At 58.7% G+C, this 11,891-nt stretch carries 12 protein-coding genes; 6 read left to right on the top strand and 6 right to left on the bottom strand.

The window, feature by feature from the left end; translation table 11 throughout:
- Nucleotides 1-3 precede the first annotated feature (3 nt).
- The 3 genes from AB8C10_RS01205 to AB8C10_RS01215 all read right to left on the bottom strand — a co-directional run bounded on the left by AB8C10_RS01205 (nt 4) and on the right by AB8C10_RS01215 (nt 3,652).
- Nucleotides 4-516 (bottom strand): hypothetical protein, encoded by a 513-nt coding sequence (locus AB8C10_RS01205; RefSeq protein WP_049352259.1) that lies wholly within the window; start codon nt 514-516, stop codon nt 4-6.
- 193 nt (nt 517-709) lie between these two features.
- Nucleotides 710-2,452 carry a cation:proton antiporter gene (locus tag AB8C10_RS01210; RefSeq protein WP_368866572.1) on the bottom strand — a complete coding sequence of 581 codons (1,743 nt, stop codon included), beginning with the start codon at nt 2,450-2,452 and terminating at the stop codon, nt 710-712.
- A gap of 249 nt (nt 2,453-2,701) precedes the next feature.
- Nucleotides 2,702-3,652: a biotin synthase gene (locus AB8C10_RS01215; RefSeq protein ID WP_368866573.1), complete on the bottom strand. Its 951-nt coding sequence runs from the start codon at nt 3,650-3,652 to the stop codon at nt 2,702-2,704.
- Nucleotides 3,653-3,943: 291 nt separating this feature from the next.
- Between AB8C10_RS01215 and AB8C10_RS01220 the strand changes: the two genes are divergently transcribed.
- The 5 genes from AB8C10_RS01220 to AB8C10_RS01240 all read left to right on the top strand — a co-directional run bounded on the left by AB8C10_RS01220 (nt 3,944) and on the right by AB8C10_RS01240 (nt 8,400).
- Complete coding sequence (locus AB8C10_RS01220; RefSeq protein WP_012902649.1) at nt 3,944-4,546, top strand: TetR/AcrR family transcriptional regulator; 603 nt, start codon at nt 3,944-3,946, stop codon at nt 4,544-4,546.
- Nucleotides 4,547-4,796: 250 nt separating this feature from the next.
- On the top strand, nt 4,797-6,194 hold the full coding sequence (locus tag AB8C10_RS01225; protein ID WP_368866574.1) for a galactokinase: 1,398 nt from the start codon (nt 4,797-4,799) through the stop codon (nt 6,192-6,194).
- 430 nt (nt 6,195-6,624) lie between these two features.
- Entirely contained in the window at nt 6,625-6,789 is a 165-nt protein-coding gene (locus AB8C10_RS01230) for a ribosome recycling factor (protein WP_294627303.1), read from the top strand.
- Nucleotides 6,790-7,259: 470 nt separating this feature from the next.
- Nucleotides 7,260-7,580: a glutaredoxin domain-containing protein gene (locus AB8C10_RS01235; protein WP_049326839.1), complete on the top strand. Its 321-nt coding sequence runs from the start codon at nt 7,260-7,262 to the stop codon at nt 7,578-7,580.
- A gap of 1 nt (nt 7,581) precedes the next feature.
- A complete protein-coding gene (locus tag AB8C10_RS01240) occupies nt 7,582-8,400 on the top strand; it encodes a shikimate 5-dehydrogenase (RefSeq protein WP_368866575.1) in 819 nt (272 codons plus the stop codon).
- A gap of 342 nt (nt 8,401-8,742) precedes the next feature.
- On the opposite strand, the gene AB8C10_RS01245 is transcribed toward AB8C10_RS01240, so the two are convergent.
- The 3 genes from AB8C10_RS01245 to AB8C10_RS01255 form a co-directional block, all read right to left on the bottom strand.
- Entirely contained in the window at nt 8,743-9,567 is an 825-nt protein-coding gene (locus AB8C10_RS01245; protein WP_368866576.1) for a rhomboid family intramembrane serine protease, read from the bottom strand.
- Nucleotides 9,568-9,623: 56 nt separating this feature from the next.
- Nucleotides 9,624-10,451, bottom strand: coding sequence for a rhomboid family intramembrane serine protease (locus AB8C10_RS01250; RefSeq protein WP_296544573.1), 828 nt, complete (start codon nt 10,449-10,451; stop codon nt 9,624-9,626).
- Between the two features lie 171 nt (nt 10,452-10,622).
- A complete protein-coding gene (locus tag AB8C10_RS01255) occupies nt 10,623-11,150 on the bottom strand; it encodes a peptidylprolyl isomerase (protein WP_219100311.1) in 528 nt (175 codons plus the stop codon).
- Between the two features lie 173 nt (nt 11,151-11,323).
- Here AB8C10_RS01255 and AB8C10_RS01260 point away from each other — a divergent pair, with 173 nt between their 5' ends.
- Nucleotides 11,324-11,659: a hypothetical protein gene (locus AB8C10_RS01260; RefSeq protein ID WP_005504118.1), complete on the top strand. Its 336-nt coding sequence runs from the start codon at nt 11,324-11,326 to the stop codon at nt 11,657-11,659.
- Nucleotides 11,660-11,891 lie beyond the last annotated feature (232 nt).

The raw sequence follows: 11,891 nt of genomic DNA on the forward strand, positions 1-11,891 counted from the left end.
TACCTAGCGTGCGTTGGAGCGGGGCTTGGGGGTACGACCCGAACGGGGACGCGAGGGCAGAACGCTCATACGGCCGGGGGCACGATCAACAATCGGCTGAGATTCGGTGGGCTCTTCCTCGCGGACCTCTGCAGTTTCAGCGGGCGCGGTCGCCTCAACGGTCTCAGCTGCCTCAGCGGGAGCTACTTCCTGATCAACCTGCGCCGCAGCATCGTGCTCAACTGCCTCATGCTCAGCGGCTTCTCGTTCTTCGCGGCGGTGCTCTGCGCGCTCGCGGATACGGTTCTCCACGGAGGATTCGAAACCGTCCAGGTTGGTCACCAGTGCGGGGGTCGGGTCACCCTTCGCCTTACCCACGGACAGCACAAAGGCGAGGACGTTCAGGCCCAACGCAAGGATGAGAAGGATCCAGCCGAGCCACAGGAGCCAGGGGTTGGAGGTTCCAATCAAGAGCGCGCCGCAAAAAATTACGCCGAGGGAGGTCAGGTACGCAGGCGAGAGAGTCTTGAAGTCCATGTCTACTTTCAATGTGTTCGTGAGTTTGAGAGAGCTAACGTACGTTCACTACGTTTCCTGTCTCATTTTAGGTGATAGTTGAGGCTTAATCTGCTTCTGCCCCTGTCTATCGCCTGTGAGCTAAAGACCAGATGGCTTATCTCGGTGGCGTAGGCAGGGGCAGAAACGTAGTGTTCGCGCACGGGCGTACCGGCTAGGACTTGGGGGTTACCTCGTTGGTGACCAGGGGCGAGGCGGGCGCGTTCTCGACCACGGGGATTGCGCTGGTGCTCAGGGTGCCCTGGTGCTTCTTCCAGAGGTTGTAGCGTTCGAGGGCGACCGCGCCGGCGGTCATGGCGGGAAGAATGAACATGCCGGAGGAACGGATGCTTTCAGCCTGCGCCAGGATGTCCAGCTTACGCACCACGCGGGTCACGTCGTGGGAGTCGTAGCGGTCCTGAGCGGCAATGACCTCGTTCTGCGCGGCGACGAGGGCGGCGTCGCGCAGGCGCACGAAGTCGTTCCTCTTGCCCTTAATCTTCTCCATGTGCTGCTTGTATTCTTCGGGTAGCGCCTCGCTAATTTCGTCGCGACGGGTAATAGCGGAGCACATTTCCTTCACGCGCGCGTAGGTCTCGGGGTCGGTGGTTGCCTTCGCCTCCGCCTGCAGTGCTTCAAGAGCCGCATCCTGCGCAATCTTGAGTAGTTCGGGTACGGCGGTTTCTTCTTCGTGGTTAGCCTGAACGCCAAGGACCTTCACGAGCATGGGTAGGGTCAGGCCGGGCAGCACGAGGGTGAAGAAGAGCACGGAGAGCATCATGACGATGGCGTCCTGGCGGACCTGTTCGGTGCCGTTGACCACGGGGATGGACAGGGCAAGAATCAGGGTTACGAGGCCTCGCATGCCGGACCAGGTCATGATGATAACTTCAGCAAAGCTTTCGGGGGCGCCCTCGTGGATGGGGTTCTTGCGTCCTGCCAGCCAGATAATGGTGAACCAGATGAGGCGTACCAGGATGGCGACCAGGGCAACCAGGGCACCGTCAACGAGGAGGCCGGTGATGCGAGAGGGGTCGGCGGTGGCGATGATGCTACTTGCCTGCAGGCCGATGAGGCCGAAGGCGACACCGGTCATGAGCAGCTCAATGATCTGCCAGAAGGAGGTGGAGGAGAGGCGTTCTTCCGCTTCGAGTGCCGCCATGTATTTGGTGCTGGTGAACTGGATAGCGCCGATGACCACGGCAATAACGCCGGAGGCGTGCACGCTTTCAGCAGCGAGGTAGGCGCCGAAGGGGATCATGAGGGTCACGGCGTTGCTGGTGACCACGTCGTGGGCACGCTGGCGAACGTAGCCGCCAAGCCAGCCGAAGATATAACCAATAATGACCGCGAGGATCGAGCCGAGCACGAAGTCCTTGGCGACCGAGAGCGGCTCGATGTGGTGGCCGCTGGTCATGGAGTGGATTGCGGCGTGGAAGAGAACGATTGCGATAGCGTCGTTGAAGCTACCTTCGGTCTGCAGAGTACCGATGAGGCGGCGGGGGATGCCGACGGGCTCAGCGACTGCTTCCACGGCGACGGGGTCGGGCGGGGAGACGGCGGCACCGACGGCAAGGGCGACGGCGATGGTCATACCGGGGACCCACCACATGGCTGCGCTGGCAATTGCCAGGGCGGAGACGGTGGTGAGAAGGACCGAGTAGAGCAGTACGGATCTCCAGCGGCGGCGCAGGGTGCCCCAGGAGAATTTAACGCCGATGGCCCACAGTAGCGGCGGAAGGAAGATCGGCAGGATGATGTCGCTGTCGATAGTAAGATCCGGTCGGTTGGGGATGAAGAGCGCGGCGGTGCCGAGCAGGGTCATCATGACCGGCCAGGGGAGGTTGAGTCGATCACCGACGCTGACCATAAACACGGTCGCAATCAGGATGATGACAATAACGGAGAGGTAAAGCATTGGTCCGGTGTTGTTCCTTTCGCGCGGCTAGGGTTAGTCGGCTACGTCTTTCTACTCTACCGGAGGGGCTCATTCCGCTTTTCGGATATGGGGGTTCTGCAGCGTTTATTGTGGTGTTGTTTACCTCTAAGCCTAATGCTCTTTACGGAATATAGAGTTTTCCCCTGAATATCTCTGCTTTTCAGCAGGTTATTCAGGGGAAAATTCTATATTTGGAATATATCGATTGGGGTAGCTACCTCTAGCAGATTACTTAGAGCCGCATCCACCAGCACCGCAGCCACAACCGCCAGCGGGAGCTTCCTCCACGACCGGTTCAGGCTCGTCGTGGCCACCACAGCAGCCACCCTTTTCTTCCTTTGGTTCGTCGTGGCCGCCGCAGCAACCGCCACCACCGTGGGAGTGGCCGTGAGACTCAGCCGGAGCTTCAGCGGAGGAACCGCATCCACCCGAGCCACAGCCACAACCACCGGCGGAAGGTGCCGGCTCCTCGTGGCTACCGCAGCCACCCGAACCGCAGCCACAGCCGCCACCGTCGACCGAGCCGCAGGCGGAGCCGCGTGCGTCGCGGTGACCCATGAGGTCCACGCCGAGGTCGGAGAGGTAGCGCAGGTAGCCTGCGAGGGCGTCACGTCCAGCGGTACCGGAAATGACGATGCCGCCGTGGCGCAGAGCCTTGAGCACCTCGTTGACCATGGGCCACTGCTCAATGTCGTCGGTAATGGTGATGGCGCTGACCACGTGCATTGCGAGGGAGGTCAGCGAGCGCAGGGACTGCTCGTAGCCTTCGGGCAGGTGGATGACCTTGGCGGGTGCCGCCAGGCGCAGGATGGACAGTACGCGCATCAGCATCATGGGTACTGCATTTTCGGGCAGTAGTACGGTCACGCCGATGGCGGAGGATTCAGCAATACGTTCAATGCTTGCCGCGAGTTCTTCGGAGTCGATATCGCGGGAGATATCCAGTACTTCGTAGGAGTCCACGGCGATGGAGCGGGTGCCCAGGGCGTCGGCGAGTGCTTCGTCTTCGGTGTGGATTGCAATCATGTTGCGGAATTCGTTGCGGCGCACGACGGAGGCTGCCTCGATGAGGGCGAAGTCCTGTCCGTCACCGTCCACGAGGAGGGTGTGGATTTCTTCGCGGTTGAGGCCTTCGCCTGCGGTGGCGCGCTCGATTAGTTCAGAAAATGCATTGCTCATACCGAATATTAAACACCCCCTTTTACTCTGTGCGCCCGCGAGGTTTACCTGTCTTGGCGGTTTTGGGCGGTTTAAGACGTGATTTTATGCCGAGAGCGTGGGCGGCTACCTATTCTGTGTGTGCTGAAGCGTTTTTGGTGGCAAAAGCGCTCATGAAACGCGAACCGTTCGCTCCGGGTGAGTGAGAATCAACATTGCTTTTTGGGTTTGTGCCGCGTATTTGTTGGGTTTTTGTTTGCCGCGGGGTGCATCTTGCTCACGTTACAGATTTGAACACCCTAAAATGAAAGGGTGGTACTTTCCCGTGAAAAGATTCTAGATACCGCCTACGAGGTCTTGGCGACCTACGGTTTGGCGGACCTTTCCATGCGCCGACTCGCTCAGGAGCTTCACGTGGCTCCCGGCGCCCTGTACTACCACGTGAAGAATAAGCAACAGCTTCTGATTCTGTTGGCGGATTACATTCTGGCTCGTGCCCCGAAGTCAATGTCTGAGGAGGCTGAGCCGAATCCGGAGGCTATTCGCGCTTCGATGATTCGCCGCGGCGATACGCTGTTCTCTCTGCTCTACCCGATTCGTGAGTGCCCTGAGGTGGTGCGTTTGAGCTTGACGCTGCACCCGCGTGAGTTGAAGCCTGTGGTGGCGATGGCTCATGAGTTCCAGGCGCTTGGTTTGGGTCACGCGGAGGCGCTGCGTCGTGCTCGTTTGTTGACTCATATTGCGTTGAGCCTGGTGGAGGAGTATCAGACTCTGCCGCTGATTTCTCCTCAGGAAGCTGTGGCGAGCGGCGATGTTCCTCTGATTGAGAATGCGTTTAACCGTTACCGTCAGGATCTGCTGTCTGCGATTGATTCGATGATGGTGGTGCAGGAGCCCTATACGCAGGATGCGTAATCACTTAGCCCTTCTTTTGGTTTATTAGTTATGTATGGTGCCCCGTGCCCCCTCGTGGGGGTGCGGGGCTTTTGCGTGCGTGGCCGCCCTGCCGTGCTCCGATACCGGTGCGGTTTGGCGGCTGAGTCGATGTTCGCTGGTTTTCTGCTTTAGTCTAGAGGTGACACGTGCTTGTATCCGGGGTGTATCGGGTGCGGGTGGGGTGTCGTTGATGTCTTAGTGCCCTGTTGGGCTTTATCAGAGGTGTTCCATGTCGATGACCGCTACCGCCCAGTGGGCGGCTCTTCCGGACCATAGCGCGGAGATTGCCCGCGTTCGTGAGGAGTTTATTACTGCGTATGGTTATGAGCCGGATGGCGTGTGGTCGGCGCCTGGGCGTCTGAATCTTTTGGGCGAGTACATCGATTTTTTGGGTGGCTCGTGCCTGCCGATGCCGCTGCCGTACCGCACCTATGTGGCGGGTGCGTTGCGTCGTGATGGTGTATTGCGTGCGGCTTCTTTGCAGATGCCCGGCGATGAGCGCACGGTTGTGATTCGCGATATTCAGCCGGGTCATTTGAAGGGCTGGTTCACCTATGTGGCGGGTGTTGCGTGGGCGATGAATCAGGAGGGCGGCAGGGATATTATGCTGCCTGATGAGTTTGGCGCTGACCTGCTGATTAATTCTCGTGTTCCGGTGGGTGGCGGTTTGTCGTCTTCGGCGGCTTTGGAGTGTTCGACAGCGTTGGCGCTGTTGGAGCTTTCGTGTCCGGTGCGTAAGGATTGCCCGGAGGTGGATGCTACCCCGGCTGATAGTGATGCGTTGCGTGCACGTCTGGCTCAGGTGTGTATTACGGCTGAGAATAAGGTGGCTGGTGCGCAGACGGGTGGTCTGGATCAGACGGCGTCGTTGCGTTCGCATCCTGAGCAGGCGCTGGTGGTTGATTTCCGTGATTTTTCGATTGAGCCGGTTGCGGTGGATATTGCCCAGCACGGCCTGAGTTTTTTGGTGATTGACACGAACACTCCGCATGAGCTGACGGATGGCGGTTTTGCGGCTCGTCGTGCGGCGTCTGAGGCGTGCGCTGAGGCTTTGGGTCTGCGTTTTTTGCGTGATGCGTTGCCGGAGGATTTGTCCTGTGCGGGTATGGATGCGCGCGCGGCGAAGGCGTGGCGTGCTGATTTGGTGGATTCTTCGGTGAATCGTGCCCTGGATGCTCTGGAGGATGCGGGTCGTCCGTGTTCGTTCCCGCGCGGTTGGGTGCGTCATGCGTTCCACGACATGACTCTGGTGGGTCGTGCGAGCTATCTGCTGCAGCATGCTGATGAGCTTGGTTTCGCGGCGTTTGAGGAGGCGGGCCGTATTTTCACGGAGTCGTTTGTGTCGATGCGTGATGAGTTGCGTGTTTCTCGCCCGGAGATTGATGATGCGGTGCAGGTGTGCCTGGATCAGGGCGCGCTGGGTGCCCGTATTGTGGGTGGCGGTTTTGGTGGCGCGGTGATGGCGCTGATTCCGACTTCTCAGCTTGAGGCTGCTGCGGATGCGGTGGCGACCACCTATGCGGTGCGCGGCTATGCGGCGCCTCGTTTTTTGCCGATGGTTGCTGGTTTTGCGGCGTCTCATGATTGGGCGGCGGGCGCGGATCCTACGGATATTCCGGTGTTTTAGGGGGTCCCGTAGGGCCGTCATAAAGCGTCGGGGTGTCATACGGGCGTATTTTTGGGTTTTGAACAATATTCATAGCTGGAAGTTTCCTGCGAGTTTCTATAAAAATCCTCCGTGTAACACCCCTAATAACGCACTGATAAGCCACGATTCTTTGATCGTTGATCAAAAGCTTCGCCACGTTTCACGAGGGTGGTTTTTCTTGCCTTCGCGGGTATGTACACTTATCGACGGACGCAATCCGTGAGCTGTAAAGTTTCGATGCGCATAGTCCGGCATATGGATAGCATCTACACTGGGTTCGACCGTCACATACAAACCCAGCTTGCAGGTTTCGTCCACCAAAGCATCACACTCCGATTTAGCCCGTCCGGGCAGACCCCCTCACCCAGAGTGAGGCTTTAGAGCGCGAAAGCGCAGAAAGGAGGCCCCCGTGGGCTTCGATATCAAGGGCACCGTTGAGCAGGGCCTCGACAAGGCTCAGGAAGTCATCAACGAGAAGGCTGGCAAGGAGGTCGTCACCGACGAGCACATTGCCAAGGTTGAAGAGGTCGTGACCGACAACGTCTCCAAGCTGACCGAGAAGTTCGGCAAGTAAGGCGACAGCCTCCCTTTGGATTGGCGCCCTACCTCGCCTCCTCATGAGGTAGGGCGCCATTCCCCTGGGTTTGCATTACAGGCTTTCACTCAACATCTCTCTCGAATATATGGGGCATTCTGCCCCGCCTGGGTTCTTTCACTCACTGACTCACTCGGCATATTGCTCAGCTTCTGCTACCGCCGGGTAGCCTGTTTTCACTCTTCTTTTACTCTTACTCAGCACAAGTGCTCGCGCTTTCTCGCGAACTGTATACGCCCCGCATCATTGGTCCGGCAACCGTGGTGTGGGGCGTATGCCGTTAAGGCGCGGGGGTCTGAGAGTGCGCCGCGGATGCTCGCCGTATGAGGGCCTCTCCCCCGCACCTACGTACTCAAGCTATGCTTGATACATCAACTTATTAAGCTACGCCCTCAGGCAGGTTTTAGCGCCTCCTGGAGACCGCGGAGCACCCCGTCTATGGAGGAACTATGTTTGAACGTCAGCAGTCCGATCAGCAGAAGGCACGCGAGGTTATGAAGGATGGCGGCGTCGTCATTTACTGGCGCCCCGGCTGCCCCTACTGCGAGGCTCTGGATTCTAAGCTGGGCGAGCTGGGCGACCACGCTACCTGGGTGAACATTTGGGAGGACCCGCAGGCTGAGGCGCACGTGAAGTCCCTCAACGACGGCAACGCGACCGTCCCCACCGTGGACACCGGCGACACCCACTTTGTGGTGGCTGACCTGGTGAGCCGCAACAAGGTGAAGAAGCTGATTGAGAACACCCTCAACTCCGGCGGCGAGGCTTAAGATGGCTCGCCCGGCGCTGAACCGCGATACGACGGTCTGCATCTCTCTGTCTGGCCGCCCGTCGAACCACGGCATTAAGTTCCACAACTACCTGTACGAGAAGCACGGTCTGGACTACCTGTACAAGGCGATGACCACCACCGATATTGAGGGCGCTATCGCCGGCGTGCGTGCACTGGGTATTCGTGGCTGTTCGGTGTCTATGCCGTTCAAGCAGGCTGTTATCCCGCTGATGGACGATATGGACCACTCGGCTGCGGTCATTGGTGCGGTGAACACGATTGTGAACACTGACGGCTTCCTGAAGGCGTACAACACGGACGTGATTGCGGTGGCTTCCCTGCTGCGTTCGCATAATGTGGATCCGTCTCTGCCGTTCCTGTTGCGCGGTTCGGGCGGCATGGCGGCTGCGGTGGCTGGCGCGTTCTTTGATGCGGGCTTCTCGCAGGGCATGATTATTGCCCGTAACGAGGAGACCGGCCGCGCGCTGGCTGAGCGTTACGAGTACGCTTGGGCGCCGGAGGTGGGTAACCTGCGTGCACCGATTCTGGTGAACGTGACCCCGATTGGCATGGCTGGCGGTGAGGAGAGCGAGGAGCTGTCTTACCCCGAAGAGGCTATTGCTGAGGCGCAGGTGGTCTTTGACGTGGTGGCCATGCCCGTTGAGACCCCGCTGATTCGTGCGGCGCGCGCGGCGGGTAAGGAAGTTATTCACGGCGGCGAGGTGATTGCTCTGCAGGCTGCTGAGCAGTTCCGCCTGTACACCGGTGTGGAGCTGAACCCCGAGGAGGTTGAGGAGGCGGAGGCTCAGGCGAACTAGGTTCGCGCCCGCTGCTTCTTCGCCCCGTGAGGGGCTCGATACGCAAAAGTGCCCGGAAGGTTTATCCTTCCGGGCACTTTTTGTTCTATCCGGCGCTTCGCGCCGAAATTTTTTGTAATTACACACATCCTGGTACTTAAGGTTTTCCACATCTGTGGAGAAATCTGGGGAAAACTCTTACACCCGTGTAATTCACCCTATGTAATTCGGTTGTTTTAGCCTGTATCCACAGGTTTTTAACATGTACTCACACTCGTGGAATTACACGAATGTAGTTATACACAATGTGGAAAACTGCTGTGGATAACCCGACTCCGAGGCGGATTTCCGCGGGTTTCAGGCTCAATAGCGACCCTTGAACCACCGCTGCAGGCCCTGCTGCGGCGGTGGCTGAGAAGACTCAGATGACTCGGGCTTCTTCACAAATGGGAGAATCAGGAAGGTCGCGAGCGCGCCACTGACAAGACCGCCAAAGTGTCCCGCGTGGGAAATATTCGGGTGGAAGAGGCTCTGCACAACATCAATACCCATGAGCAGAATAAAGAGGCGTGCTGTGTCCTTTTGCCTCCTGAGAAGCAGAATCACGAAGAAGGCACCATAGAGGCCATACACACCGCCTGACGCACCCACGGCACCCCGGTAGTAGGAGAAGAGGTACACGCTGCAGCCGGCACCCACGGTAGCCGCCATATATACGAAGAGGAACTTCCACCGCCCCATCATGCGCTCGAGGGACACACCGAAGATGAAGAGGTAAATCATGTTCCACACCAGGTGCATCGGGTCAGTTTGTGAGTGCACAAACCCGTGCGTGATGAGGCGGTAGTACTCGCCGTGGTGAACGCGGGGACCCGACATCATGCCGAGGTTGTGCACCCAACGGAAGGGGATAATCAGCTGCAGTCCGTACACCACGACGTTGATCAGGATGAGCGTGTACGTAATATGCCAGTGACGGGCGATGAAGGAACGCTTCGGTCTCGCGTTACCCCCGTTAAGCTCGCGATAGCAGTCGGGGCAGACTACACCCGCGCCCTGTGCCGTCTGGCATTCGCCGCAGACGGTGCGGTTGCAGCGCCCGCACTGGGCGTAGCTGACACGGTCGGGGTGGTTGACGCAGACCGTGGGGCTCTGCCCGTAGTTCATATAGTTGGGGAAGTTCTCCACTGCCTCTCCAAGGATTTTGTGCCGGATTTTCCGAAGATTTTCTGCGGATTTTCAGGCTAGTACCTGCCGTTTTGCCATTGCTGCGGGCTCTGCTGCGGCGGATCCGAGGACTCGGGCTTCTTCACAAACGGGACGAACAGCAGGGTCAGCAGTACACCGCCGATAAAGCCACCCGCGTGGCATGCGTGGGAAATATTCGGGTTGAAGAAGCTCTGAACCACACCAATGCCGATAAGCAGCATAAAGAGGCGCGCCGTGTCCTTTTGCTTCCTAAGAAGCAGGATCACGAGGAAGGCACCGTAGAGGCCGTACACGCCGCCTGATGCGCCCGCCACGCTCGTTGAAGGAGTCAGCACGTGCACGCCGAAGGCACCAAAGACGATTGAGCCCAGGTACACCACAAGGAACTTCCAGCGCCCCATCATACGTTCGAGAGATACACCGAAGATGAAGAGGTAAATCATGTTCCACACCAGGTGCATCGGGTCGTTTTGTGAGTGCAGAAAACCGTAGCTGATGAGGCGGTAATATTCACCGTGCTGAACATAGGGCCACCACATCATGCCGTGGTTGACCATCCACCTATTCGGGATAATCTGCTGCAGACCGTACATCGCGACGTTCAGCAGAATGAGCGTGTACGTAATGTGCCAGTGGCGCGCCAGGAATGAGCCCTGTGCTTTCGAACCCCGTGCCTTCGAGCTGCCGCCCGTGAGGTCGCGGTAGCAGTCGGGGCAGACCATGCCCACATCCAGCGCTACCTGGCATTCACCGCAGACGGTGCGGTTGCAGCGCTTGCATTGGGCGTAGCTAACGCGGTTGGGGTGGTTGACGCAGACGGTGGGGGTCTGCCCGTAGCCTGCGTAGTTGGGAAAGTTCTCCACTGAACCTCCAGGGGTTGTGTACCGGATCAACCGGGGTGGTGTGCGGGGGATGGCGCGCGTGGGCGTATAAGCGCAGGGGCCCACCGGAAGAATCCTGGCGGGCCCCTGAACTATACGTGTTTTCTCAACACCTTCAGCAGAATGCTCGTATGAGCCTTCTGATGGGGTTTATTAGAGCTTTTCGATGTCGATCGAGGAGATGACAACGTCCTTGACCGGGCGGTCCTGGAAGCCGGTCTCAACGCTCTCAATAGCGTCAACAACCTTCTTGGATGCCTCGTCGGTGACCTCACCGAAGATGGTGTGGCGGCCGTTCAGCCAGGGGGTCTCAACGGTGGTGATGAAGAACTGAGAACCGTTGGTGCCGGGGCCTGCGTTAGCCATTGCCAGCAGGTAGGGCTTGGAGAAGGAGAGCTCGGGGTGAATCTCGTCCTTGAACTGGTAGCCGGGGCCGCCAACGCCCATGCCCAGGGGGTCGCCACCCTGAATCATGAAGTCCTTGATGATGCGGTGGAACACGACGTCCTTGTACAGGGGGGTGTTCATGATTTCACCGGTGCGGGGGTGCTTCCACTGACGGGAGCCGTCAGCGAGGCCGATGAAGTTCTCAACAGTCAGCGGTGCGTGGTTGCCGAAGAGGTCGACGACGATGTCACCGTAGTTAGTGTGGATAGTTGCCTTAGCAGTTGCATTAGTCATGGCTCTATTGTGGCACGGGGCGGCGCTCATTCGCCATCTAACATGTTTTTTCGCCCCGGGCGCACCGTTGGGCGGGCTTTTTGGGCGGGAATTGAATATCCTGAGAGGTGAACACTACGCGCGCGGCGGCGTTTTCTGGCCGCTGGCGCATTTCAACCGATGGAGGTCACCCCATGTTCTGCTGCAAGAAGCGTAAGGCACGCAAGGCTGCTAAGGCTCAGGCTATTGTCTCTTCCCTGGCTGCTGTTGAGTCCGCGCTGGAAGGCAAGACCGCTGAGATGTTCGCTGAGAAGCTGACCGGCAACAAGAAGGCTCTGAAGAAGGCTCGTAAGGCTACCGCGAAGACCGTTCGCGCCGCTGAGAAGGAACTGGCTCGTATTGAGCGTAACGGCGGCAAGCGCCCCCGCAAGGGCCTGGCGTTCCTGGGTCTGCTGGTTGCGCTGGGTGTTGCAGGCGCAGCAGCTTACAATGCAGCTCGTCCCGTGGAGGACCCCTGGAAGAACGCATAAGCGTTCCCCGTATCTTCTTCTCTAAGGCTTTCTGAGGCGCCGCTGGCGGCGTGAGGGAGCGCTTTATGAAAGATAAGCCGCCCGCTAGAGTGTACTCTGGCGGGCGGCTATTGTTTGTTTGGGGGAAGGGGAGAGGAGGCGCTACAGATAGAGCGCTGAATCTCCCCTGGTATCCCCCTGCTATATCCCGGATATACAAAGAACCCCATGTCTTTCGACATGGGGTTCTCGG

The organism is Rothia mucilaginosa (assembly GCF_964210535.1).
GTDB lineage: Bacteria > Actinomycetota > Actinomycetes > Actinomycetales > Micrococcaceae > Rothia > Rothia mucilaginosa_F.

Excerpts from the sequence above, each read along its gene's own strand:
- AB8C10_RS01205 (WP_049352259.1), bottom strand. The coding sequence starts at position 516 with ATGGACTTCAAGACTCTCTCGCCTGCGTACCTGACCTCCCTCGGCGTA.
- AB8C10_RS01210 (WP_368866572.1), bottom strand. The coding sequence starts at position 2,452 with ATGCTTTACCTCTCCGTTATTGTCATCATCCTGATTGCGACCGTGTTT.
- AB8C10_RS01215 (WP_368866573.1), bottom strand. The coding sequence starts at position 3,652 with ATGAGCAATGCATTTTCTGAACTAATCGAGCGCGCCACCGCAGGCGAA.
- AB8C10_RS01225 (WP_368866574.1), top strand. The coding sequence starts at position 4,797 with ATGTCGATGACCGCTACCGCCCAGTGGGCGGCTCTTCCGGACCATAGC.
- AB8C10_RS01235 (WP_049326839.1), top strand. The coding sequence starts at position 7,260 with ATGTTTGAACGTCAGCAGTCCGATCAGCAGAAGGCACGCGAGGTTATG.
- AB8C10_RS01240 (WP_368866575.1), top strand. The coding sequence starts at position 7,582 with ATGGCTCGCCCGGCGCTGAACCGCGATACGACGGTCTGCATCTCTCTG.
- AB8C10_RS01255 (WP_219100311.1), bottom strand. The coding sequence starts at position 11,150 with ATGACTAATGCAACTGCTAAGGCAACTATCCACACTAACTACGGTGAC.
- AB8C10_RS01260 (WP_005504118.1), top strand. The coding sequence starts at position 11,324 with ATGTTCTGCTGCAAGAAGCGTAAGGCACGCAAGGCTGCTAAGGCTCAG.